The sequence below is a fragment of the Sphingobacterium anhuiense genome (genome assembly GCF_042686355.1).
Lineage (GTDB): Bacteria > Bacteroidota > Bacteroidia > Sphingobacteriales > Sphingobacteriaceae > Sphingobacterium > Sphingobacterium anhuiense.
The window spans coordinates 510,152-533,125 of the sequence record NZ_JBHUPE010000004.1 but is presented as its reverse complement, the minus strand read 5'-3'; the positions used below and the strand labels follow the sequence as shown (position 1 = coordinate 533,125).

Below are 22,974 nucleotides of genomic sequence, written 5' to 3'. Positions count from 1 at the left end.
GGTTAATGTTAATCCGTGCTATCATCCGCATTGATTTCACTCATAACTTCAGCAAACAATTCGGTCGATTTGATTCGATCCTTGAAATCATAGATTGTCGATACGACGATCAGCTCATCCACTTGAGTTTGCTCAAGAAACGCTTTCGTTTGTTCTTTCACCCTTTCCTTAGTGCCCACAAATGAGTACTTCAGCATCTGATGTACACTTGGATGATGGAAAATATCCTGCAAATCCTCCGTCATTTCTGTCGGTGGATGCAGCGGTTGAGAATTTCCGGTCAAGATACCCAAAAACATTCGGACCACCGATGTAAACAATTTTTGTGCTTCTTCATCCGTTTCAGCAATAATCACATTAACACCTGCAATCGTATAAGGTTTCTCCAGTACTTCAGAAGGCTGAAACTCCTCCCGGTAGATTTTTAATGCCGACATTAAATGATCTGTAGCAAAATGGCTTGCAAATGCATAAGGCAATCCTTTCCGAGCGGCGAGATGCGCACTATCGGTACTTGATCCCAAAATATAAATCGGCACATCAGCTCCTTCCGCGATCGGTGCTCTGACTTTACCCGTACTGTTAGATTTTGAAAAATAATGTTCAATTTTCTCAATTTCCGCAGGAAAAGAGTGCGCAGCTTTCATAAAGTCCGATCGGATCTCCTGAGCTGTCAGTGTATCTGTACCCGGAGCTCTTCCCAGACCTAAATCAATCCGGTTTGGATAAAGATGCGCCAATGTTCCAAATTGCTCTGCAATAATCAAAGGCGAGTGATTGGGTAACATAATACCACCCGATCCTACTCTTATTTTACTGGTGTTTTCAGCTACATAAAGTATGAGCAGCGAAGTGGCACTGCTGCCTACCGAAGCAGAATTATGATGTTCGGCAAACCAGTAACGTTTATAATGATTTGCTTCTGCTACTTTAGCCAGTTCCAGCGAATGCTGTAATGTCTGTCCAAATGTACTGCCTTCTGAAACAATGGCGAGTTCTAAAATGGAATGAGCGGTATGTTTTTTCATGTTTTTGTATTTTTGATTTAATTAAATAACAGCTATAATATAGCTGCAAATGCGCCATCTCAACTGGAGATTTCTAAAGTACTGACTGCACTTCTTTTACACTTTACAAAATTACAGCAAAATCACTAACCAAAAGATAGTAGTTACCTAAAGGAAAGTGAAATATATCACGGATCCTACTTTTCAAATGCGCCAATTGGGATCATTCCAAAAATTATGATTTGAGAAACTACTGACGTAACACCCCCAAGTAGACATAAAGCCCTATACAAGGTAACAGCAATTAAACAACTACAATACAACCCGTAACACAATTAGTCCAAAATCAAAAAAGTCTTTTCAGCTAATCGCTGAAAAGACTTTTTTTGTTGATTCCATTGCTGCAACATGTTCTTGTTAAACAGATCATATCCCTCATTTTATATAAATACCCGAAAACAAATAGTCTTCATCAAAGTTAAGGGTAGCCTTACCGTTGCCTCTTTTGACCTCTATATAATTCGAAAATTTTAAATCATTAAAATTGATGATGTCATTTTTGTTGAATAATTTGATAGCTTCCTTAAAAGAGATTCCAGGGCGAAGACCATTGTCAAATGAAATATCCACCTGTTTAAAATCCTGCAGGCTATAGCCACTTAAAAGATTGTTTTTCGGATTCTCACCATTACCTTGACCCGCAGAAAAATACAAAAAGAAGTTTTTGTCTTTGTTGTCATAAGACACTTCCGTGGTCGAAGCCGTACTGCCATCGATCACAACCGTCCGCTCAAAATTTTTATTCGTCGCTGCGGATACGAACTCCTGTTCCGTAGTTTTCCCTACGACCAGCTGATTGAGGTTCCAATCTTTGTCTATTTTCACAACAGGCTTTTCTGTCACTTCCTTTTCAGGACTGGTATTTTTAAGCAGTTCCTTCGTATACGCCTCCTGATCACATCCGCCAAAATCAATCGTTCCGTTCATGATATCCCAATAACAGGTTTTGGAGAGATCTGTACTGTTTAAAACGATCAATCGGTCATAATCTGGCGCAAAGAAGATGTATTTTTGCTCTTTCGCGACATTCCAATACAGCCCATTATCGGTATTCGGATTTTTAGTTCCTTTTCCATACCTGCTTTCCAATTTTGCAAGTATCTGTTTTTTGAAGTCCTCCGTTTTCATTTCGATCCGCATACCGTAGATGGTATTTGCCGCTTGGTAGTTTTTAAGGATTTCAGCAAGCTCATTCTTGTCTTTGAAAGATCGCACGTCGATATGACCACCACCCTGTTTCGTCAGGCTGTCTGTTTTAAGCAATTCTGAATCGATCTGGAAAAATACCTTTTGGCCCGTCAGATCAAGACCGTCAAAAGTATAGTTTGTACCATCATTTACTTCAATCATCAAGCAAAAGGGGTATTCAACCGTTTCAACACCGATTGTTTTAGGTTCACCAAAATCAATGAGGCTCTCGATGCTTTCATTCAAGCGCAATTGGGACAGGTCTATCTTGTCGCGGTCTTTACAAGATACCAGGATGGGAAGCAAAGCAAATAGTAGGATAAGTTTTTTCATAAAGTTCAATTCAAGGTCATGTACGCTAGCGTAATAAATCGGCAATGGTTTCTTTTCGTTTATTTTTTCTTAACAGCTCAGACAGGTTGTCTTCAAATATCGTCCACCTTCGTTGCTGTCCAAAAGTATCATGCAGATTTTTCACAAAGCGTTTTGCATCTGCCAGATTATTTGTTAACAGTAAATATTCAAATAGTTCCTGATAATTGTTGAGCCCATTTTTGTTGATCATCAAGTCCGTCAGATCGCTGGTCTTGTTGATGTTATTATATAGCAACAGCACCGCTTTTAGATCCTGGTGAAGTGTCAAACTTAACGTTTCCAGGTCCGTATCTTTTGTGATCAAGTAACCGTCATCGACGACATTGATCAGCGAAGAAATGCGATCTTTGAAATAACACTCGTATTCTTTCGGTTCCACAAGTTCCGATCGACCTATTACTTTGTCAATACTGGTCGAATGAATACCACAATTAATATAAAATTTTGTCTGCTCAGAAGTATTCCCATGACTATTTTGAACGTTCAAAAGGAAAACAAGATCAGCATTTCTTTTATAAAAATTTATCCCTTTCTTCGTGAAGCCATTTTCTTTCAGTAACGGTTTTACCACTTCTACGATCAGCTGATTAAATTTTTCTTTCATTGTCTGGGTTCAAATATTATCTTAAAGGGTTTAAAAGAGGCCGATCAGTTTGCCAATATCCATTCGAATTACTCCAATAGATAACAAAATACCACCGGGTTTAGTTTTGAGCCATACCATCAATGACAGACGGTAGTGCCAGTCCATATATATTGCCAAAGCTCACGGGGCAATTTAGAAAAAATAGCGCAATCATTTTATAACTTCCTATACGATGCATAACTTGCAGTTGACTTCAAATATTAGAATCTGACATGAATGCTATAAAAGATACATTGCGGGCACATATCGAAAAAATCATCAGCCTTTCGGATGAGGAAATATCATTGGTATTTGATCATTTCACATATCAGGAATTCAAGAAAAATGAACTGATCATAGCAGCAGGTCAGCCGGTTAAGCATGTATACTTTGTGCTCTCCGGATTAGTGAAGCTAACATACACTGATAGCGATGCAAAGGAACATCTCATTTCTTTTGCGATGGAAAACTGGTGGGAAACAGATTTCGTAGCCTTTTATTCCCAGAGCCGCGCTACCTTATCGTTAAAATGCATTGAAAACACACAAATGCTTTGCCTTACCCTAGAAAATTTTGAGAAGCTATGTGCGCAAATGCAAAAGATGGAGCACTTTTTTCTTAAAAAATCAATTGCTGGGCATATTGGCTCGCAACAACGTATTTTATCATTTCTTACTTCCAGTGCAAAGGAAAGATACGAGCAGATCATTAAAAACCAGCCCTCTTTGATACAGCGCATTCCCAAAACATTGTTGGCATCCTATCTCGGCGTATCCCGCGAAACATTGAGCCGCATCTTATAAGACATTTGAAAACTGTGATATTTGTCACACGCTCTTATAAAGCAACATCTTGATCTTTGTACTATACTTTAATAAAACATTAAAATGGAAAAAAAGATCATTAATCCATGGACTTGGCAAGATGCCCGAAGCTATGTCCAGTCAGTAGAAGTGAAACATGTTGAAAGTACATTGTATGTATCTGGGCAGACAGCGATTGACGAGCATGGCATTTCAAGTGATGAGCATATGCGCGTCCAACTGCAGAAGACATTGGAAAATCTTGAAAAGGTGATTCGTGAAGCTGATTTCGAGCTCAAGAATATCGTCAGGCTCAATATCTACACAACAGACTCAGCGGCATTGTTTGAAAATTTTGATCTTTTCCAGGAATGGATCAATCGCAACCAAATCAAGCAAACAAGTACTGTACTTGAAGTACAGCAACTATTTGAAAACCTTAAAGTTGAATTAGAAGCGACGGTTGTTAAATAGCAAACCATAGAGCCAACGATCCTTCCGATAGAACTTCCAGCTTAAAACTTTTTTATCATAATTCCTTGTAAGCCCTGCTCACAAGGAATTATGTGGCTTTACTCCTTTCAACACTCCAGAATGATTTAATTAAGTATATTCAATAGGCACTAATGCGGATTCCTGACTGTTGACCTGTCAGCTACCAAACTAATGGGGTTGTGAAATTGTTGTATTCTAAACGATATCATTTACTAAGTATACTATATGCTCACAACGGACAAAGAAAAACGGGAATCAGGAGATTTTTATAAAGACGCACTACTCCTCTTACAGGAGTGTGAGTGTCAGTTTATGTTAGGCGGTGCTTTTGCCATGTTCCACTATACGGGCATCTTTAGAGACACCAAAGATTTAGATATCTTCTGCAAGAGCAGCGAATATCCTAAAATTCTGAAACACTTTGCCGAAAAGGGTTATCAAACCGAGCTGACGGACGTAAGATGGCTTGCAAAAGTCTTCCATGGGGATTATTTTATCGATATTATATTCGATACCGTAAACAATATCTGTACAGTAGACGATAGTTGGTACGAACGGGCACCAAGCGGTCATTTTGCAGACGTACCTGTTAAATTTATTCCCGTAGAGGAACTCCTTTGGTGTAAAATTTATGTGCAGAACCGAGAGCGTCACGATAGTGCAGACATCAACCATATTCTGTTGAAATATGGAAAAAATGTGGATTGGGAATTACTGCTGAAACGCTTAGACCCACACTGGCACCTCCTCTTGGCACAATTGCTTATTTTCCAGTTTGTATACCCTTCAGACTATCGCGAGATCATCCCCAAATGGTTATTTGACGAACTGATGAGAAGAGCTGCAGAGCAATATGACATTCCCTCTCCCGTCGAAAAAGTATGTCGGGGTCCGCTTATCGACCAAACGCAATATGAGGTAGATGTAAAAGAATGGAATTACAAATCATACACGATAACGACAATATAATCTATGGAAGTACGCAAAAAAACGAGAATCGCCGCCATGGCGGATATACATGTTCGTGTTTCAGACAAAGGATTGCTCAGGGGCATATTTGAAGAATTAAATGAAAAAGCCGATGTGCTGGCGATATGCGGTGATCTGACTGATACCGGAGACGAAGAAGAAGCTAAAATATTAGGTGAAGAGTTAAAAGCACTGCGCATACCTGTTGTCGGCGTTTTAGGCAATCATGATTACGAAAAAGGCAGACAGAAAATCATCAAACAAATTCTGACTGAACATCATATGACTATTTTAGATGGTGAATCTATTGTCTTAGCAGATGTTGCATTTGCAGGTGTAAAAGGATTTGGAGGTGGATTTGATCAATATATGCTGTCTATTTTCGGAGAGGATATGATGAAGCAATTTGTGCATGAAGTCGTCAATGAATCTTTGCAGCTTGACCGTGCACTGACTCGGCTAGAACAAGAATGTCCTCATCTGCCTAAAGCCGTACTGCTGCACTATGCACCGATAAAAGATACCGTTGTAGGTGAACCCGAGCAGCTGTTCCCTTTTCTTGGCTCTTCACACCTGGCAGAACCACTGACCAGAAGACAGGTGTCGATTGCCTTTCATGGGCATGCACATGGTGGCACACTCAGCGGTCATACCACAAGTGAAATTCCCGTATACAATGTCGCACTTCCGGTCTTAAAACGGGAGAAAGAGGGTCAGTCCTATTTAATTGTAGAAGTTTAAAAATTTTCTGATCAAAAAAGGCATTAGGCAACGACCTTACTGCCCTTCGTCTTTTTAAATTCTGATAAGCTCATCTGATGCCGTTTTTTGAAAAACTTATTCAGATGGCTTTCATCTGAAAAACCAAACTCTGTTACGATCTCATCAGCATCAGCAAGCTTTCCTTACTCCTCACTTACACAGGGATTAAAAATAACCAGCTCCTGATTATTGTTACACCCGGACGAGGATTAGTTTACTTTAACTAACTCCACACGTCGGTTTTTAGCTTTATTAGCTTCCGAATCATTTGCTACCAAAGGTCGTTCTGCTCCGAAACCTGTTGCTGACAATCTCGATTTATCAATTCCTTGCATTGTCAACAGGCTCAATACCGCATGGGCACGATCGTTTGAAAGTTTCTTGTTGTGCGTGGCATCACCTGTATTATCAGTATGACCTTCAATCGCAATTTTTAAACCGGTATTATTTTTTAATGCTTTAGCAATTTCATCCACTAACTCTTTACCATCCGCAGAAACATTCGCTTTATCAACATCAAAGTTAATGTATAAGATCGATTTGCCCTTTTCAGATAAGTCTTTCGAAATCTCATCTGCCGTGACCTTTGTTATTGTCTGCTTAAAAGCTTCTTCTTGAAGAATATTGAGCTTTCCGGTCGCATTATTTGAAGAAAACTGAATGTAGATATTTCCCTTATCTTTTGTACGAACAACATAAAACTTAATATTTTCACCCTCATAGCCGATATCGCCCTCATCACCTTTATTTGGGTCTTTTTTGTTATAGCGTTCATATTCCTCTTTCGTAATTTCACCATCAAATATCTTAACAGCACCAATAGCAGTCATATAATCCGCCATACTTTTTTCAAAATACCGCTGCGCATATTCCTCCCCCTGTTTTGCGGCAACATTAACTTTATATAATTTACCTTCAAAGGGTGTCATAATGCCATTAACCGGAAAAAAACAGACGTCAAACTTTTTTTGTAAAGGCTTATTCTGTTCAGTCAGCCCTTCAGGTAAAGTGAAAAATGGGAAATCACCCAAATCAGCATTTGAATAAGATACTTTTTCGATATTGAAACTTTCATTTGCATCATTATTTGCCTGATCACCCGTTGAAACCTGCTCTTTCTGTTCTCCGGCGTCTCCGCTATGCTGATTTTCTTTCGTTTTTTGATTGCATGAAATCATCATGGTGCTTAAAGCAAATAAAAGTGCTGTTCTTTTCATTTTTTATTATAATTGAAGTTTAACGTTAAAGTTCTGCATAAATAATTAAAAAATCAATATTCTTCTGAAAGATTTCGAAACTCCAAGCCCTTCTGATGCTCATCTAAAATGAAAATTAGATCAATTAAATAGTGTTGCTGTACACTTTTCCTTAAACCGCAACCTTGATACCCTTCGTCTTTTTAAATTCCGTTAAGCTCATCTGATGCCGTTTTTTGAAAAACTTATTCAGGTGGCTTTCATCCGAAAAACCAAACTCCGTGACGATCTCATTGACCCGCATATCACTGAACAGCACCCGGTGTTCAATCAAGCGCATTTTATAATTCAAGATATATTGCTGGATGGTTTCTCCGGACTGATTTTTAAAGTAACTGCCCAGATAAGTTTCTGAAAACCCAAATTTCTTCGCGATGACAGCAACTTTCAATAATGCGGGATCATGGATATTGCCTTGGATATAATCAATAATCTGAATCACCCTTTTATCCGTATTGGCCGTAATCTGCTCTGCCCGCATCTTGGAGATATTCCGTGCGGCGATGACAATTAAAGCGTTCACGTAATTCAACGTCAGCTCATCCTGATATAGATCCGGATGATGGATACCATGAAGCAGTGACTCTACAATCGAATTGACCAGAACAATATCAGGTTTATTCTGTAAAATACAGCCCGACAAAAAAGAAGCACCATACAGGAGGCATTCCATTGAATTAATGCTGTTTCAAGGGTAATTCTTCACATAGCGTTCACTGAACTTCACGAGCAACAGGTCTGTACTTTCCAAAATTTCCAGATGATGCTGATCATTCGGAGTCAGGAGAATCAGACTCCCTTTACTGTAAGAAGCCATATTGTTGTTGATGTTCAGAAATCCTTTTCCAGAAATGACATATACAATCTGAAAAAAGGAAAAATGCATATCCCGTAATGGACAGCTAGCGCCCTGATGGTATTCCACCTTCACCAGTTCATCGATGTTCTCACGTTTCATAAGGCAAAAATACCTAATTATCATGAAAATATACTGATTTTTAACAATTTTTCTGTTCAATTTTGCCATACATAAATTTTAACAAATAATGAAAACATCAATTTACGTCTTAGCACTTGGCGCTTTTGGCATTATAACCACAGAATTTGGGATCGTCGGCATCCTACCGACCATCAGTCGGCAATTTGACGTATCGATCGATACTGCAGGTTGGCTGTTGAGTGCCTTTGCGATCACTGTCGCCGTTTCCTCCCCTTTTATCACCTCATTTACGACCAAGATAAACCGAAAGCTATTGCTCTGTCTGGTCATGAGCATCTTTGTTTTTTCAAATTTAATTTCTGCTTTTTCGACCAACTTCACCATGCTGATGGTCGCCCGTATCTTACCTGCGATCCTGCATCCGCTATTCTGGAATATCGCCATCGCCATTGCATTTAAGGAAAAGGGTGCAAAGGGTGTTTCCACCGTTATGCTGGGATTAAGCTTAGCGACGGTGCTGGGTATTCCCCTCACCACCTATGCCGCAGATCTGTTCCAGAACTGGCAGGCTTCCTTTTTCCTCAGTAGCGCAATCAGTTTAATCGCTTTTATAGGTCTATTGCTCTTTATTCCCTCTATGCCGGCAGACCAGGCGATCTCCACCAAAAATCAGGTCGAAGTGTTGAAAAGTCCGCTTCTTTGGCTCAATCTCATCTCGACCATAGCCACTTTAGCAGCCATGTTTGCCAGCTATACCTATCTGACCGCCTATCTGGAAGAGATTACCAAGATGGACGGTGCACAGATTAGTATGATGCTGCTCCTATTCGGTGGCATGGGAACATTAGGAAACTGGCTCATGGGACTGGCCCTGAATCGCAATGTACGCTTAACCGCTAGACTGTTTTTAATACTCTTAGTGACGGTACAGATCCTGGCATACTATTTTGGCGGACATTATATTCCGATGGTGATCATCGTATCCCTTTGGGGAATGATCCATACCGGCGGGTTTTTGGTGTCCAATATCCGGACCACACAATCGGTCCCCCACCATGCCTTAGAGTTTGTCAATAGCTTACTGACCTCCTCTTTTAATATTGGGATTTCCTTAGGTGCTTTTCTAGGAGGTGTAGTCAGTGTTCATTTTGGTGTTCATTATGTTTTATGGGTGAGTATCCTGTTGCTGTCAGTGACATTTATCTTAAGTTTTGTAAGGTTCCCTAATAAGATTTCAGAAAACGAAGAAGAAAGTCAATTGGACAGGGCAGCTTCAGCCTGTGTGCATAGCTAAATTAGACGAAGGCTATATGATACAAAAAGAGCGTTTCCATATGGAGACGCTCTTTTTGCATAAAATTCACAGGCTTTTAATCCATGATTTTTAGTTCTTTGAAAATGGCCATGGTGATATCCTTTCTGCAATTTCCAAAATTTGACAAATTCAATTTCCTGTCCTGCAAAAGTCGGGTAGCAAAAAAATAAGCCTTATTATTACGCTCAATATAACCGACCCACCATCCTGTATTGATATCATTTTCCTTGGTCCAACCGGTTTTTGAATGGATGATGTAGCTGTCTGTCTGCTCTGTAACCATTACATTTTTTACAATTTGTTGGTTTTCTTTTGAAAAAGGAAGTTCCTCGTTATAAAGTCTCCTCAGAAAATCGACCTGATTGATGGGGGAAATTTTAAATGCACCAAAATTCCAAAAATCATCGTCCGCATGCGATAAGTTTAAATTTCCATACTTGGCAAAACTCAAATATTGTTTATATCTCTCCTTACCTATTTTTTTTGCTAACTCGACAAACACCCACCCCGCTGACAGCTTAAATGCCTCTTTTACGGTCATATCGTGATAGATATCCGGACGGTATCCATATTTTACTGTATCCGTCTGGCCGGGCCATTTAACAATGTCATTTTCATTCATTATTACCCTTGTTTCCAATGCAATAAGCAGATTAACGATTTTAAAAGTCGATGCCGGAAGATTTTCAGTTTTTGCATCCTCCATATCGCTGCATATCCATGTTTTATTCGTATTGTCATAGATCACCGTAGATCCTTCTACCTGGCAATTGGAAAAATATTTCCCAAAATCCGGACGAATCAGTATTTTCTCATCAGACCGGCTGAACGAATGATCAGTCACCCGTTTTGTCGGCATACAGGAATTAAGAAAACAGATCCCTATTAATAAAGCTGTTCGTAGATAGACTTTCATTTCGTATTCATAATAAAATAAGACTCAGTTACAAGTATCAAATGTACATCCTCGCATGCTTTCAGAAAATGGTTAATAATAACCAAATATGAACGAAGTCCTTTTCAGCATTGGAGAAGCTGGACAAAATCTGAATATACAATTCTACAATAAATTATCCCACGATCATCACTTAATTTATGGTTGACGGGAAGCAGCTCAAGATACTTTTGCTATAAACTTTTGTTTGCTAAAATAAGAAACGATTTTCTTCGTTTATGATTGTATCTATGAATTAACATCAGCTTGTGAGCCAATAAGGCATCAATTTTGTGTTATACTATTGGTCTGGCTAGAGACTTAATAAAAAAAGGTAATCGACTATTTTTATTATATCTCCGAGATGCCTGTCAAGCATTAATTTTTAATTTTAAAAACTATGAAATATCCGTTAATTATTTGCGCTCTCCTAGCGCTGGCAACTTTAGGATCAAGTTGTACCAGTAATAAAAAATTTGCCGCACTACAAGCAAGTTACACCCAACTACAACAAAGTAACCAGGACCTGAGTAGCCGCTTACAGGCATCTGAAAGTGATTTAAACGGTTCAAAAATCAGAATTAAGAGTCTCGATGAGCAGATTGCTTCCGAAAAAGCAAATGTTGCTGCTTTACAGACAGCATTAAACAACTGTCTAAACTCAAGTACGCAAGGAAATGCTAATGTTTCGAAACTTGTCGATGAGATTAATTCGTCCAACAAATACATCCAGCAGTTGGTCAATAGCAAAAACAAAAGTGATTCACTAAATTTAGTGTTGACCAACAACCTGACCCGCTCCCTAAGTAGAGAAGAAATCAGAGATGTTGATATTCAGGTATTAAAAGGAGTCGTCTATATATCCCTTGCTGATAATATGCTGTACAAATCGGGAAGCTATGAGATCTCAGACAAAGCAGGTGAAACATTAGCGAAGATTGCGAAGATTATCACCGACTACAACAGTTACGATGTACTGATTGAAGGTAACACCGACAATGTGCCTATCAGCATGCCTAATATTCGCAACAACTGGGATTTAAGTACGTTAAGAGCTTCATCTGTGGTGATGGCTTTGCAGAACAATTATGGAGTAGATCCAAAAAGGTTAACCGCAGCGGGACGTGGCGAATATAATACCATCGCTCCTAACGATAACGAAGCTGGAAAAGCAAGAAACAGAAGAACACAGATCATCATTACCCCTAAGTTAGATCAGTTTATGGAACTTATCGGTAAAGCACCGGAAACAAGTCTGGACTAAATAATTGGACCAGATGGAATTGTTCGATCACTTAGCTACGTAGCTAAAGCAGACAAATGCTATCAGTAATAAAAAACAGCTCTTCTATTTGGAAGAGCTGTTTTTTTTATCATTCTTATAAGCAATGGAAGGATAGACTTTATATGTTTTAATCTATCTCAAGCCCCCATCGATTTTCCTCAATTTAAAAATATGCGCAATTCCTTTTAATTTTATTAAAATATAATCAGCGTCGTCAGTAATTTCAATATCTTCTTTCGCTATATTACCCTTTCCTGAAATAGATGCAATCCAGAAAGTTGAATAATGACCTTCAGATCTCGTTAAAGAATGGCAGAAGATCTTCAAATCACTATAGCCTCCCTCTATAAGTATCATTTTGTTATCCTCAAAGAAAAAAGAAGTCAACGCCCCTTTTAACAAATCATGCGGTATGTCCGCTGTTTCAAGTATAGTTTTACCGGTAGATCGATCATACATATACAGTTTACCATTACTGTAAAACCAGACTGTCTTAGTTGTAAATGTTATAGTATAAACATATTTATTCGCATCGTTTGCCAGATTTCTCCCAACATTTATCAGTTTACCTTCATTAGGAAAGATAACTTCAAATGAAATAATTGGTTGGTCAGGTGACGTGATATTTGGTCCTTCAAACATTAATAAAACCGCATTTCCCTCTGTTAATACATCACTCGGGTAGAATCTAAATGAATTGATTTTATTCTTTAATGATGTATCCAATTGTGCCGTTTTCTTTAAGTATACTTTACCTGACGCATCAATATAAGCGACCATATAATCGATGTCGTTACGCCCAACGACAACTTTATAGTTTTTGTTTTTAGTCATCCCTTCGTATGCATGAGCATAATCTTTCAGCTCAGGTAGGACAGAAATGTATTTTGCTTTTATCTTATCGACAGCAATTTCTTCTATTTGCTTGATCGGATCATCCGAAGAACTTTTGCTACAGCCGGTTAGTGTTAGCGATGCTACGATTAAAATTGGTAATATTCTTTTCATAATTTGCTTATGTTAACACAAACTTAAGGAAAACGAACGATAAAGAAAAAACTGAATTTACTCGTTTTAACGTTTGTCCAAGGAACTCCGTTCATGGAATGAATCCATTTTTCTGCCATAACTTATCCTAACCAAAACCTATTTTAAACACTAATTACCAATTACTGATTGTATTCGATTTATCAATAATCTGTTTTACGATTGCATTAAGATGAGTATTCAATCCATTGGTGGCATCCTCTAAAATCAATTTGCCATTTTGGTCATAAATCGCCACTCGATCGTTCTTGCCTTTAACAAGATTTAGCGTCTTCCAGCCACTATTGCCATAGCCTCTTCCAGCTCTGAAAGTTCCTTCGTACCATCTTTTAAGTTCAAAAGTAGGACTGTTGACCCGAATCTTGCCATCTTTAAAAAGAAAGGACAAGGTATACGACAGGTCATATTTATAATTCGTTTTTCCAAAACCACCACTGCTATGTCTCACAGGTATGGCTTTTTCTTCATATGCTGTCAAGGTAATACTTTCACCTTCCAGGACACTGAGACCTTTTTGAGGATTGCTGTACAGCGAATTTATGGCATTGAGTACATTCTTGTACAAGTCCGCCTGTTTTACGTTAGGCACATCTACGACCGCAAAATCTTTATTGTCGTTGGATACAAAACCGTTGGCTGTTAATTTAAAATATTGCGCAAAACTCAGCTGAGTAACCAGCAAAAGTATTGCCATACCTAGCATTTTCTTCATATTCATCATCTTGAAAATTTTCAATTCTACCTTTGTTGCTGGATTCATGATTTAAGTCATGAATGATCCACTTTGGATCAACAAAAATATAATTATTTATCAAATGGCAAAAAAGAAGTTTTAGAGATGCGTGATTTTCAGAAGGTCACGGCTTTATTTTATGGTAATTTACCAGTTATTGATCGTTCCAGATTTATCAACAATTTGTTTTATAAGCGAACTGAAATAAGGGCGAACGCACAACAGCCGTTTGGCAAAATAAAACACTAAAAACCGAAAACACGATAGCTAACAAGGTATTGCCAAAAGAGGGGCTGAAGTAAATCAATTAAACTTTTTAACTATATTTGAATAGGTATTTCTATTAAATGGCGATGTTAAAAATCCCCGTGGCAACTTTATGATTCGCCAACAGCTAAATATAAACAAAATGTCAAAATCAGTCCTAACCATAACATTAAACCCCTGCATTGATAAAAGCAGTACGGTTAAAGGGCTTGTACCCGAAAAGAAACTGCGTTGTGAAGCTCCAAAATATGAACCCGGTGGCGGAGGTATTAATGTATCACGCGCATTAAAAAGATTAGGGATAGCATCAACTACAATTCTTACATCGGGAGGCAGAACAGGGAAACTTCTTGAAGAGCTTTTGCAAAAGGAAGAGCTTGATATTTTGCCTTTGCCGGTTGGAAATGAAACAAGAGAAAACTTTATTGTTGTAGATACTTTAAATAATCAACAATTCAGGTTCGGTTTTCCGGGGCAACCTATATCTGAGGATGAACAAATCAATATTTTAAGAACTATTGAAAGCATAAGTACTTTTCCTGAAATAACAATTATAAGCGGCAGCTTACCTGAACAAGTTAAACCGGAATTTATAAAGGACATTATTCAGATATGTAAGCACAAAAACAGCAAAGTCATTGTAGACACCTCTGGTAAAGCATTGGAAATTGCTGTGAACGAGGGTGTTTTTCTTGTGAAGCCGAATATTGGAGAGTTAGCAGCTCTTTCAGGAAAAAGCGAATTGACCGAAACCACAATGGATGAAGCTGCTAAAAATTTGATACAAAACGGTAAAGCGGAAATAATTGTTGTTTCTTTAGGTGCTAAAGGTGCTGTACTGTATTCTGAAAAAGGAAAGATACAACAAGCCGCTCCCCTTGTAAAAGTCAGGAGCACTGTCGGAGCAGGAGATAGTATGGTCGCAGGTATGGTTTCTGTTATGGTAAATGAGGGAAATGCGGAAGAAATATTGCGTATGGGCATTGCTTGTGGTACAGCGACCACAATGGCAGAAGGAACTGGGCTTTTTTTGAAGGAAGACGTAGATAACTTATACCAATATCTCCTCCAAAAGCATAAGGGCAATGGTAAATAATCAACCGGGTTAGACGTAAAAAAAACGGTAAGATTATTCAAATAAAAAAGTCCTGAGGCATTTATATGAATATCATCTGTGAAAATTTTATCATTTAAAAAAGCCGTTTACATGATTGCAAACGGCTTTTTTTGAATTAGTAACGATATGCGTAGTGTATTAAACTGCTATAGCCCAAGTGAATCTCTTATCTGCTTATTAGATTCCTTTAGGATAGAATCCATATTAGTAATATTACTTTCTTTGATAAATTTATTATTATTGACCAGATCTTTTTGGATTAATTCATAATATTCAACAGGAATTCCTTTAGCTACAAACTCTTTTTCACTTAAGTTAAACACCATCTTATTATCTTTTACGGCAAGATTTTCATAAGTAACAATCGCAAGCTTTTTTAATAATGCTTGCTGTTCAGGCGTTCGTAAACTATCCGGTATCTGCTGTACATAATGATAACCTGGTTTAAAATAAGGCTCATCCTTCTTAATTTCCGTTACTTTTTTATTTTCTACTGTTTTATTACTATTCTGACATGAGAATAATATTAAAATTATAAATGGAATAAAAACAAGCTTTTTCATCCTTCCAAGATAATGTTTTTTTTTATGTTGTTGCCTTCCAATTTGCTTTACCTCCATTAGAATCAGTAGTTTGAAAGGTAAGACTAACAGAGATATTGGAAGCATCAAGACCTACATCTATTGAAGTCCATGATACATCGCTTCATTACAGATTTCTGAATTGACTTTCCGAATAACAGGTTGGAATACTCCCGAACTTTCCATTTGCAGAATTTAAGATACGTAGCAACATTATCGATAACATCTGCGGAATTACTTTTAATGCACCATTATGCAGTTCACCCTATTATTACTTATGCAAAAAACGCATTAAATAATAGTAAAATAGCATTTTTTTCCATTAATACATTTGATACTTTTACACTTAGAAAGAGGATAAGGTATATTTAGAATTAGATAATAACTAAACTTAAAATCACATCTATTGTATTTAGAATCATGATATATGATTATCCCATAGATCAATTCAAATATAAAAAAACTTCAATTCAACTTTAAAAATATGAATGCAAACCATCCAGAAATAAAAATACGCAAGGCAGTTGCTGCGGACAGTGAAAAGCTGTGGCTTTTGATGAAAGAATTGGCAGTCTTTGAAAATTACATCGAATCATTTGTGATTACACCAGATATCATTTTAGAAAGTGGCTTTAAAAAAAGTCCTCCCGACTTTTACGCTATCGTTGCTGAAGATGGTGATTCACTCGTAGGTATGCTGGTATATTACTTTCTTCCGTATACGGCACAGAACAGACCGTCGATCTATTTAAAAGAACTATTTGTGGATACCAATTACAGAGGTCAAAAAATCGGAGAACAGTTAATGAACGCATTACGTATCGAAGCTGAGCATAACAACTGTGCACAAATAAAATGGACCGTAGCACCTTGGAACGAATCTGGAAAAAAATTCTACGAACGGCTGGGTGCAAATGAGAATACAGAATGGTTAAACTATGAGTGGAACATTTCAAAATAAAAAACATGGAAAAAATCAATATAAAAAAGGTCACTTTAAGTGATATAAAAGATTTACAAAAAATTGGAAAACAAACGTTTTTCGAAACATTTTCCGAAAGCAATACGGAAGAAAATATGAAAAAATATCTTGAGGAAGGTTTTTCAGTAGATAAGTTGACAGAAGAACTGACCAATGCGTATTCAGAGTTTTATTTTGCTTTAGATAATCAGGAAGTGATAGGATACTTAAAACTAAATGTTGGAGAATCTCAAACTGAAGAGCAGCATCACGAAAGCTTGGAAATAGAAAGGATTTACGTATTGCAGGATTATCACGGAAAAAAAATCGGTCAGATTCTTTACGAAAAAGCACTACAGATCGCATTGGAAAGAAAATCTGAATATGTATGGTTAGGTGTTTGGGAAGAGAACCCGAGAGCGATAAGCTTCTACAAGAAAAATGGTTTTATAGAGTTTGACAAACACATATTTGTTCTAGGTGACGATGAGCAAACTGATATCATGATGAAAAAAATGCTGTAGTCATCTTTTAATATGAAAAGTAAAAATCTGTTTATACTGCTTCTGATTCTTGGAACAGCTTTTTGGGGCATTTCATTTCCGGTCACAAAGACTGCCATAGGGAGCGGGTCATCGTATACATTTTTATTTTACCGATTTTTTCTGGCCACAATAATTCTTTCGATATTTTTATTTAAGCATTTTTCTAAAATAGATAAGAGCATATTAAAAAATGCTCTCATCCTTGCTGTACCACTCACGTTCGGAATCAGTATGCAGACATTAGGAGTCAAGATGACCTCAGCCTCTCAATGTGCTTTTATTGCTGGCATCTGTGTTGTAATAATTCCCATTATAAAACTGGTTTTCTTTAGACATATAGTAAAATTAAAAATTTGGTTGGCAGCTACAGTTGCGTTGATGGGTTTGATGATAATCTCCGTCAATAAAAACTTCAGCATTGGACTAGGTGACTTGTATACATTTATCGGTGCCATAGGATTTGCAGTCTATTTAATAAAGGTGGAAAAGTATAGTCTACTGAAGAATATTTTACCTACGATTGTTCCTATGTTTTTCTTTTGTACCATTATTATGTTTGCTTTTTCAGTGATGGATAACGATACAGTATGGATTCCGCAAAATGAAGGTTTTTGGTTAGGTATTTTGTACTGTTCAATATTTTCAACAGCCTATATGTATACCATATCCAATATATCCCAGCGATATATTTCCGCTGAAAAAGTAGCTATTATATACTTGTTCGAACCTATTTTTGCGGCAGTCGCGGCCTACTTTATTTTAGATGAGAGTTTATCCATAAAATTATTGCTCGGAGGAAGCCTCATTTTTATTGGAACTCTGATCTCGGAATTGAAGTTTAAAAAGAAAAGAACTTTAGAATTGTCAGAGTGAGCATCCTATCTCTACATTACTTTTGATCCCATCAACAAAGGCTAAAAACTTCTCAAAGGTAGCAACCAACAGATTTTTAAAATAAAATATTCCCTATATAGAGAATTTAATTTTGTTAATCTATTTTACAATCACTAAATTTACAAAGAAAACCAAATATGATATAAGCAAAAATAGAGCTTTCAACTTTATAAGTTTAATAAAATGAAGATACCCGCTATCAATATTCGATATATCCTTATACTCTTTCTAGGAGCTATCGTATTCCAATCCTGTACAAAAACAACGCCCGAAGAACCTAAAGTAATACCTAAACCAGAACCTGAGAAAGGTCCAGACCCGATCAAGGATCAGACATATGTTTACAGCTCGGAGAGCCAATTGGAATTTGGCCTTTATCAAAATAATAACTTGCTATCTTCATTTGCACAAACTGATCAAGATAAGAACTTCAAGAACCGTCCAAAATATTTCAGACCTCAGGCTATGACCTTCAAAAAGGATTCACTGTTCATTTCCAAAGCTGGTGGCTATAAGGAGTCATATAAAATAAAATGGGAAAAAGAAGAGTTGTTTATTTATCAGGATCAAGACAAGGATTGGAAACACTTTGCCACCAAGAACGATAAAAATGAGATCTCATTGAATATTGCACTCTATAACAGCCAATTAAAAAGCGAGAATTCCAATGCTTTACGTTCGGGTCAGCTTTATAATCCATCGTCGATCAATGACATATTGAGTGATAAAAGTAGAGCCGCTATGAAAACGATCTGGTTAAAGATCAAGGTTATTTATGTACCCGAAAATGTAAAGTCATGAAAGTAAAAATACTCATCATATTATTGCACCTTTTTTGTTTAAACGTCCTTGCACAAGAAGTCGACGATGACAGAGACAGGATTTTCACCAATAAAAATATTGAGAAATTATACCTGGGTGCCATTATGAAGATCAGTTCGCTCCATGCCGATAATTATGAATTTGTCGAAGCTGCAAACCTCCCGCCTGTAGACTTCTTACAAATAAAAGCTATCACGCAAGTACTTCCGAGCAAATCTGCGATGATCAAATTTATACTGAAAGATATTGAGGACGATGACCTATCTACAATAGTCAGCACATCGTGGCCCAATACCCAAAAAGTAGCGTCATATGACAAGTTAGGGACATTTTTTGGTCAAAAGATAAATGCAGAAATAATGCTTGCCGTCAACCCAAAAGCTAAAAATTCCAAACCTCTATATGCTGCAAGATTCACCAATCTTATCTACAGTTTAGATTGTATACCCGATTATGCAAAAGCAAGAGCACATACCGCGATGAAAGGTCGTGACCCACAGGACTACATGTATGTTGATGGAATCTCCTTTGGCAGGTCTGCATCAATTTTCATGGAGTCTGATGCAGACTATGAAACGATAAAAGCACTGATAGAGAAAAAATACTCAAAAAGAGAACTAACAGAGCAGGACGAGGCAATCTTGGCAAATTCAACCATTCATTTCCAAATTTCGGATACAAAACAAGTAGATCTTCTGGACGGAGACCCTTTTGAAATTATTCGCGATTATATGACTAGTCCTATTACAAAAGAAGATTTCCTAAGACCAATCTGGTTTACTGGATCTGATTTAAAGGATGGCGATATGGTCTATACGCCGTAGAAATATTTGAACAGGATCACATCTAACTCATTATAGCTTGGCACAAAGTATTAACCTAATTACGCATTGGATATGATGGCGCCGGATAATCCCTGTCGACATGCATTTTATTGATCAATATATCGTTGATCCGTTGACGCATCCGCTTATCATCGACCGAAATTTTTAAAATTTTGTTGATATAATAAGTATCGCCTTTAAATTCGCTTTCTATTTTATTGGCAAATGTGGGGGTCAGCGATTTATATGCAAATGAAAGCTCAGTTTCGTTTTCTGCTATTTTTTTTATGGTCAGTGTCCAGATAAACCCATACTCAGGAAATAAAAAGCTTTTTTTAATCGGCACAAACTGCGTTTTTTTGCCTTTTAACTTGTAATTATAGAGCATATAAATACTTGGTTTGGAAACGTCTTTTGCAGCCGCTGCGACCAACTTGTTATACTCTTTTTCGTTGTCAACAAGGATTTCAGTACTTAAACCTTTCTCCTGGATTTCAAAGCTAGCCGTACTATCTGTATGCGACAGGGCTTTAACCTCCATATCCTGATCAATATACCAGCCGTCCATATCTGGGATAGCATCTTTTACACGTTCAAAACTTGCTTTTAATTTGGTTGGGAGCAATTTACTGGTCACCGTTTGCGCATGCAGACCATCCACTGCAGCGATAAAAAGAAGCATTATACAAAGATATTTTCTCATCATGATTATATTCATTTAGCAATACTAAGAACTCCCGTAAATTACAAGTTTTATCGCTGGCAATCTATGACCAATTTATATTTGAGGGTCATCGTTTACAATTCGTAAGGTATTAGTCTCCATTCGTGCGCTTTAACAATGTTTACACAACCACCTAGCAGACTACTTGTTGTATAATTTAGCGGTTGATTGTCAGTGACAATGGAGATGTTTTCTTTTTTCACAACAGCTGTCACTCCCTAAATTGCTTTATTGTTTTCCTTTTGGAAGACTTAAAATCTCTTGTTTAAATTCTTTTGTCAAAAGCGGTAACAAGTCATCATAATTGAACAACACCATTGGAGCAATTTGAATGTGCTCAACAGGATACCAATTTTTTGCAAACCTTATTATCGCTTGTTTTGCTTTATCGATTTGCCCTGTCAGATAAAAAAGTTTTGCGGCATTTATGTGAATATCATCTAGGAAAATTTTAGCAGCAAACTTTTCATAATAGGCTAAACTTTCGTCCGTATTCCCTGACTCTAACATAAAGTGAAGCAGGTATTCTGCTCCTTTTTCACTATCAAATGTCAATTTTGGACGATACTGCTTCAGTTGTGCAATAAATTCATCAATTGATTTACCATTTTTTACAATTTTGAGCGGTTTACGCGAAATACTCAAATCATTTTCACCCTTTAGTTTAGCTAAATGACGTTCAATTTGAAACCTATAAGTACGTATCTGATGTTCAGGTAAATTTAATTTTTCTTTTTCAGTCAAGAAATTGCTGTAAAAAGTCTCTGCTCTTAAAATACTGCCCGTCATTAGAGCCGTATTTGTGTATGCAGAAAAGTGCTCACTTAAAACGTTTCCAGCATACCATTGGTCATTAAAAGGCAAACCATTTTCATCGTTTGTCATCGCACTTTCGTAATTGCTGTTAAAGTAATTTATCTCCGCATGAACTATAGCTTTCTGAGGATCAAAGCCTTTTATTTGCTCTAACTGCTCTAGACCAATTTCAATTTGTCCACTTCGTAAAGTGTCCAAAATATCTCGTAATTTTTTCGGTATTTTTACTATGCTCATGTATGTTTTTCAGTATGTATACTTTTCTAAATGAATTCTGTAATGGGCTTTATTTTCATATTATGGCTTCCTAATTTTTCCATTACTTCGCTAATGAGTTTTTCTTCAGAAAGTACAAGAAATAAATAGTTTTCATTAATTCCAATATATTGGACAGAGCTGGAATTCATCTGGTCTTTTAGTTCATTATACCTCTTATCCTCTTCTCTTACAAATCCTGTAGGTACTTTATTTGGTGTCAACCAGATCCAACTATCTTTATATTTCCCCCTATAGATCGCATATCCGCTCATAAAATAATCAGGCTCTTCAAATTCTATTGCGAGTATCAGCTCTATTTGTTTAACATTTTCCTCAATTGAATGGACAGTTTCTATTACTAACTTATCTTCCTGTACGTCTAATTCTAGCAGCTCTAAAAATTCAGAAAAAGAATCTGCTATTTTTTGCTCATCGTCACACTCCAGATCAATCCAAGAAACTTGTGGTTCTTCCTTATTCTCTCTATAATCCAAACAAATATACCAATGGCCATCACCATCAATCGGGACTAGCCCATCAAGTTCAAAACTCACATATTCTTTAGATTCTGTCCAATCAAAATCAGTCAATGAAGGGAAATAAGGCCCGATTCCCATTATCTGTTCGTGAGGAGTTTCTGCAAGTTTGTATCTAACATATCCCCCATTCTGAATTTTTAGAATTTCTACTAATTTATCAGGAAGATTATAACCAATTTGCTTCTGCGCTTGCTCCAGAATTTCAGGAGTAAGTTCAGGTTGAACATAAGGTAAGTATTTAGGTACACTCCAAATATATTTCAATTCACTATCTTTCATATTTTGTTTCTAATCTTGTTCAACATTAGTAAGATAAAATTCCCGCTTAGCAATGGACATTTAAATTTTCTCCAGACATCTATTATTTTTAATAAGCCAATATTCCCCCTTATTAATTTTAATCATATCCCCTTGCTTCCTTACCAACTTTAAAATTAACATATTTTTAGAAAAAGTTAATGGTCAAATTATAACTAGACCTCTTATTCGTTCCTAAAGACTGTTAACATAACTATCCAAAATATTTCCGATGATACTTTTCTTTTTTAAGTTGGTAGTCATATGGATGCTCTTTGGTAATATGATATCCCTCACAAAATTCACAGTGGTACACATATCGCGGAGTTGCAGTTTTAGCACCGAAACCTTTACTTCGGTGCTTCCGCCGCACAGGTTTCTCCAACCATTTCCGAATCCGCCATTTAAGCCAATGAATAAAGAAGGTCGCTTCTGCCACACCGTTGAACCTTACTTTTCCAGTTGCTCGGCATTTGCGCCTCTCGATCACTTCGTTGATCTCGATGCTGTAAAACACACGTCCACAAACTTTTTA

General features: G+C 37.1%; 26 protein-coding genes. 12 read left to right on the top strand and 14 right to left on the bottom strand.

Features of this window, described 5'->3' with window-relative positions; all coding sequences use genetic code 11:
- Positions 1-8 precede the first annotated feature (8 nt).
- The 3 genes from ACFS6I_RS07885 to ACFS6I_RS07875 form a co-directional block, all read right to left on the bottom strand.
- Positions 9-1,028, bottom strand: coding sequence for an LLM class flavin-dependent oxidoreductase (locus tag ACFS6I_RS07885; protein ID WP_380919434.1), 1,020 nt, complete (start codon positions 1,026-1,028; stop codon positions 9-11).
- A 414-nt stretch (positions 1,029-1,442) separates the two neighbouring features.
- Positions 1,443-2,588, bottom strand: coding sequence for a hypothetical protein (locus tag ACFS6I_RS07880; RefSeq protein ID WP_380919432.1), 1,146 nt, complete (start codon positions 2,586-2,588; stop codon positions 1,443-1,445).
- Between the two features lie 25 nt (positions 2,589-2,613).
- The gene (locus tag ACFS6I_RS07875; protein WP_380919430.1) at positions 2,614-3,234 is read right to left on the bottom strand and encodes a DUF4304 domain-containing protein; all 621 of its coding nucleotides are present in this window, start codon (positions 3,232-3,234) and stop codon (positions 2,614-2,616) included.
- Positions 3,235-3,488: 254 nt separating this feature from the next.
- Between ACFS6I_RS07875 and ACFS6I_RS07870 the strand changes: the two genes are divergently transcribed.
- From ACFS6I_RS07870 to ACFS6I_RS07855, 4 genes are all read left to right on the top strand, one after another.
- Positions 3,489-4,058, top strand: coding sequence for a Crp/Fnr family transcriptional regulator (locus ACFS6I_RS07870; RefSeq protein ID WP_380919428.1), 570 nt, complete (start codon positions 3,489-3,491; stop codon positions 4,056-4,058).
- A gap of 84 nt (positions 4,059-4,142) precedes the next feature.
- Positions 4,143-4,532, top strand: a complete 390-nt coding sequence (locus ACFS6I_RS07865) for a RidA family protein (protein WP_380919426.1) — start codon at positions 4,143-4,145, stop codon at positions 4,530-4,532.
- A 246-nt stretch (positions 4,533-4,778) separates the two neighbouring features.
- Entirely contained in the window at positions 4,779-5,522 is a 744-nt protein-coding gene (locus tag ACFS6I_RS07860; RefSeq protein ID WP_132845302.1) for a nucleotidyltransferase, read from the top strand.
- Positions 5,523-5,558: 36 nt separating this feature from the next.
- Entirely contained in the window at positions 5,559-6,263 is a 705-nt protein-coding gene (locus ACFS6I_RS07855) for a metallophosphoesterase family protein (RefSeq protein ID WP_262887337.1), read from the top strand.
- Positions 6,264-6,493: 230 nt separating this feature from the next.
- Here the strand turns inward: ACFS6I_RS07855 and ACFS6I_RS07850 are convergent, their stop codons facing one another.
- The 3 genes from ACFS6I_RS07850 to ACFS6I_RS07840 all read right to left on the bottom strand — a co-directional run bounded on the left by ACFS6I_RS07850 (position 6,494) and on the right by ACFS6I_RS07840 (position 8,498).
- The gene (locus tag ACFS6I_RS07850) at positions 6,494-7,501 is read right to left on the bottom strand and encodes an OmpA family protein (protein WP_380919423.1); all 1,008 of its coding nucleotides are present in this window, start codon (positions 7,499-7,501) and stop codon (positions 6,494-6,496) included.
- A gap of 151 nt (positions 7,502-7,652) precedes the next feature.
- On the bottom strand, positions 7,653-8,213 hold the full coding sequence (locus tag ACFS6I_RS07845) for a helix-turn-helix domain-containing protein (protein ID WP_380919421.1): 561 nt from the start codon (positions 8,211-8,213) through the stop codon (positions 7,653-7,655).
- 15 nt (positions 8,214-8,228) lie between these two features.
- Positions 8,229-8,498 carry a cupin domain-containing protein gene (locus ACFS6I_RS07840; RefSeq protein ID WP_380919419.1) on the bottom strand — a complete coding sequence of 90 codons (270 nt, stop codon included), beginning with the start codon at positions 8,496-8,498 and terminating at the stop codon, positions 8,229-8,231.
- 88 nt (positions 8,499-8,586) lie between these two features.
- Here ACFS6I_RS07840 and ACFS6I_RS07835 point away from each other — a divergent pair, with 88 nt between their 5' ends.
- Positions 8,587-9,774 (top strand): MFS transporter, encoded by a 1,188-nt coding sequence (locus ACFS6I_RS07835; protein ID WP_380919417.1) that lies wholly within the window; start codon positions 8,587-8,589, stop codon positions 9,772-9,774.
- Positions 9,775-9,850: 76 nt separating this feature from the next.
- Here the strand turns inward: ACFS6I_RS07835 and ACFS6I_RS07830 are convergent, their stop codons facing one another.
- Positions 9,851-10,711 carry a penicillin-binding transpeptidase domain-containing protein gene (locus ACFS6I_RS07830; protein WP_380919415.1) on the bottom strand — a complete coding sequence of 287 codons (861 nt, stop codon included), beginning with the start codon at positions 10,709-10,711 and terminating at the stop codon, positions 9,851-9,853.
- A gap of 418 nt (positions 10,712-11,129) precedes the next feature.
- Here ACFS6I_RS07830 and ACFS6I_RS07825 point away from each other — a divergent pair, with 418 nt between their 5' ends.
- On the top strand, positions 11,130-11,993 hold the full coding sequence (locus ACFS6I_RS07825; protein ID WP_132768623.1) for an OmpA/MotB family protein: 864 nt from the start codon (positions 11,130-11,132) through the stop codon (positions 11,991-11,993).
- A gap of 153 nt (positions 11,994-12,146) precedes the next feature.
- Here the strand turns inward: ACFS6I_RS07825 and ACFS6I_RS07820 are convergent, their stop codons facing one another.
- Positions 12,147-13,022: a hypothetical protein gene (locus ACFS6I_RS07820; RefSeq protein WP_380919413.1), complete on the bottom strand. Its 876-nt coding sequence runs from the start codon at positions 13,020-13,022 to the stop codon at positions 12,147-12,149.
- Positions 13,023-13,176: 154 nt separating this feature from the next.
- Complete coding sequence (locus ACFS6I_RS07815; protein ID WP_380919411.1) at positions 13,177-13,821, bottom strand: hypothetical protein; 645 nt, start codon at positions 13,819-13,821, stop codon at positions 13,177-13,179.
- A 382-nt stretch (positions 13,822-14,203) separates the two neighbouring features.
- On the opposite strand from ACFS6I_RS07815, the gene ACFS6I_RS07810 reads away from it, so the two are divergent.
- Positions 14,204-15,157: a 1-phosphofructokinase family hexose kinase gene (locus tag ACFS6I_RS07810; RefSeq protein WP_380919409.1), complete on the top strand. Its 954-nt coding sequence runs from the start codon at positions 14,204-14,206 to the stop codon at positions 15,155-15,157.
- A 167-nt stretch (positions 15,158-15,324) separates the two neighbouring features.
- On the opposite strand, the gene ACFS6I_RS07805 is transcribed toward ACFS6I_RS07810, so the two are convergent.
- Entirely contained in the window at positions 15,325-15,798 is a 474-nt protein-coding gene (locus ACFS6I_RS07805; protein WP_380919407.1) for a hypothetical protein, read from the bottom strand.
- Between the two features lie 445 nt (positions 15,799-16,243).
- Here ACFS6I_RS07805 and ACFS6I_RS07800 point away from each other — a divergent pair, with 445 nt between their 5' ends.
- From ACFS6I_RS07800 to ACFS6I_RS07780, 5 genes are all read left to right on the top strand, one after another.
- Positions 16,244-16,720 (top strand): GNAT family N-acetyltransferase, encoded by a 477-nt coding sequence (locus ACFS6I_RS07800; protein WP_380919405.1) that lies wholly within the window; start codon positions 16,244-16,246, stop codon positions 16,718-16,720.
- Between the two features lie 5 nt (positions 16,721-16,725).
- The gene (locus tag ACFS6I_RS07795; protein WP_380919403.1) at positions 16,726-17,244 is read left to right on the top strand and encodes a GNAT family N-acetyltransferase; all 519 of its coding nucleotides are present in this window, start codon (positions 16,726-16,728) and stop codon (positions 17,242-17,244) included.
- 12 nt (positions 17,245-17,256) lie between these two features.
- Positions 17,257-18,138 carry a DMT family transporter gene (locus tag ACFS6I_RS07790; RefSeq protein WP_380919401.1) on the top strand — a complete coding sequence of 294 codons (882 nt, stop codon included), beginning with the start codon at positions 17,257-17,259 and terminating at the stop codon, positions 18,136-18,138.
- A gap of 204 nt (positions 18,139-18,342) precedes the next feature.
- Complete coding sequence (locus ACFS6I_RS07785; RefSeq protein WP_380919399.1) at positions 18,343-18,960, top strand: hypothetical protein; 618 nt, start codon at positions 18,343-18,345, stop codon at positions 18,958-18,960.
- Positions 18,957-19,805 carry a hypothetical protein gene (locus tag ACFS6I_RS07780; RefSeq protein WP_380919397.1) on the top strand — a complete coding sequence of 283 codons (849 nt, stop codon included), beginning with the start codon at positions 18,957-18,959 and terminating at the stop codon, positions 19,803-19,805. Before ACFS6I_RS07785 ends, ACFS6I_RS07780 begins: the two co-directional genes overlap by 4 nt.
- A gap of 55 nt (positions 19,806-19,860) precedes the next feature.
- Here ACFS6I_RS07780 and ACFS6I_RS07775 read toward each other — a convergent pair whose 3' ends face one another.
- The 4 genes from ACFS6I_RS07775 to ACFS6I_RS07760 form a co-directional block, all read right to left on the bottom strand.
- Positions 19,861-20,511, bottom strand: a complete 651-nt coding sequence (locus tag ACFS6I_RS07775) for a transcriptional regulator (RefSeq protein ID WP_380919395.1) — start codon at positions 20,509-20,511, stop codon at positions 19,861-19,863.
- Between the two features lie 246 nt (positions 20,512-20,757).
- Positions 20,758-21,582: a hypothetical protein gene (locus ACFS6I_RS07770; protein ID WP_380919393.1), complete on the bottom strand. Its 825-nt coding sequence runs from the start codon at positions 21,580-21,582 to the stop codon at positions 20,758-20,760.
- A gap of 26 nt (positions 21,583-21,608) precedes the next feature.
- Positions 21,609-22,421, bottom strand: a complete 813-nt coding sequence (locus ACFS6I_RS07765; protein ID WP_380919391.1) for an SMI1/KNR4 family protein — start codon at positions 22,419-22,421, stop codon at positions 21,609-21,611.
- 232 nt (positions 22,422-22,653) lie between these two features.
- On the bottom strand, positions 22,654-22,956 hold the full coding sequence (locus ACFS6I_RS07760; RefSeq protein WP_380919389.1) for a hypothetical protein: 303 nt from the start codon (positions 22,954-22,956) through the stop codon (positions 22,654-22,656).
- Between the last annotated feature and the right edge of the window lie 18 nt (positions 22,957-22,974).

Bases quoted from the DNA above. Each gene is read 5' to 3' on its own strand.
- ACFS6I_RS07820 (WP_380919413.1), bottom strand. From the start codon at position 13,022: ATGAAAAGAATATTACCAATTTTAATCGTAGCATCGCTAACACTAACC.
- ACFS6I_RS07850 (WP_380919423.1), bottom strand. From the start codon at position 7,501: ATGAAAAGAACAGCACTTTTATTTGCTTTAAGCACCATGATGATTTCA.
- ACFS6I_RS07795 (WP_380919403.1), top strand. From the start codon at position 16,726: ATGGAAAAAATCAATATAAAAAAGGTCACTTTAAGTGATATAAAAGAT.
- ACFS6I_RS07780 (WP_380919397.1), top strand. From the start codon at position 18,957: ATGAAAGTAAAAATACTCATCATATTATTGCACCTTTTTTGTTTAAAC.
- ACFS6I_RS07765 (WP_380919391.1), bottom strand. From the start codon at position 22,421: ATGAAAGATAGTGAATTGAAATATATTTGGAGTGTACCTAAATACTTA.
- ACFS6I_RS07775 (WP_380919395.1), bottom strand. From the start codon at position 20,511: ATGATGAGAAAATATCTTTGTATAATGCTTCTTTTTATCGCTGCAGTG.
- ACFS6I_RS07840 (WP_380919419.1), bottom strand. From the start codon at position 8,498: ATGAAACGTGAGAACATCGATGAACTGGTGAAGGTGGAATACCATCAG.
- ACFS6I_RS07885 (WP_380919434.1), bottom strand. From the start codon at position 1,028: ATGAAAAAACATACCGCTCATTCCATTTTAGAACTCGCCATTGTTTCA.
- ACFS6I_RS07830 (WP_380919415.1), bottom strand. From the start codon at position 10,711: ATGAAAGTCTATCTACGAACAGCTTTATTAATAGGGATCTGTTTTCTT.
- ACFS6I_RS07870 (WP_380919428.1), top strand. From the start codon at position 3,489: ATGAATGCTATAAAAGATACATTGCGGGCACATATCGAAAAAATCATC.
- ACFS6I_RS07805 (WP_380919407.1), bottom strand. From the start codon at position 15,798: ATGGAGGTAAAGCAAATTGGAAGGCAACAACATAAAAAAAAACATTAT.
- ACFS6I_RS07835 (WP_380919417.1), top strand. From the start codon at position 8,587: ATGAAAACATCAATTTACGTCTTAGCACTTGGCGCTTTTGGCATTATA.
- ACFS6I_RS07855 (WP_262887337.1), top strand. From the start codon at position 5,559: ATGGCGGATATACATGTTCGTGTTTCAGACAAAGGATTGCTCAGGGGC.
- ACFS6I_RS07880 (WP_380919432.1), bottom strand. From the start codon at position 2,588: ATGAAAAAACTTATCCTACTATTTGCTTTGCTTCCCATCCTGGTATCT.
- ACFS6I_RS07800 (WP_380919405.1), top strand. From the start codon at position 16,244: ATGAATGCAAACCATCCAGAAATAAAAATACGCAAGGCAGTTGCTGCG.
- ACFS6I_RS07825 (WP_132768623.1), top strand. From the start codon at position 11,130: ATGAAATATCCGTTAATTATTTGCGCTCTCCTAGCGCTGGCAACTTTA.
- ACFS6I_RS07785 (WP_380919399.1), top strand. From the start codon at position 18,343: ATGAAGATACCCGCTATCAATATTCGATATATCCTTATACTCTTTCTA.
- ACFS6I_RS07865 (WP_380919426.1), top strand. From the start codon at position 4,143: ATGGAAAAAAAGATCATTAATCCATGGACTTGGCAAGATGCCCGAAGC.
- ACFS6I_RS07860 (WP_132845302.1), top strand. From the start codon at position 4,779: ATGCTCACAACGGACAAAGAAAAACGGGAATCAGGAGATTTTTATAAA.
- ACFS6I_RS07810 (WP_380919409.1), top strand. From the start codon at position 14,204: ATGTCAAAATCAGTCCTAACCATAACATTAAACCCCTGCATTGATAAA.
- ACFS6I_RS07875 (WP_380919430.1), bottom strand. From the start codon at position 3,234: ATGAAAGAAAAATTTAATCAGCTGATCGTAGAAGTGGTAAAACCGTTA.
- ACFS6I_RS07770 (WP_380919393.1), bottom strand. From the start codon at position 21,582: ATGAGCATAGTAAAAATACCGAAAAAATTACGAGATATTTTGGACACT.
- ACFS6I_RS07815 (WP_380919411.1), bottom strand. From the start codon at position 13,821: ATGAATCCAGCAACAAAGGTAGAATTGAAAATTTTCAAGATGATGAAT.
- ACFS6I_RS07845 (WP_380919421.1), bottom strand. From the start codon at position 8,213: ATGGAATGCCTCCTGTATGGTGCTTCTTTTTTGTCGGGCTGTATTTTA.
- ACFS6I_RS07790 (WP_380919401.1), top strand. From the start codon at position 17,257: ATGAAAAGTAAAAATCTGTTTATACTGCTTCTGATTCTTGGAACAGCT.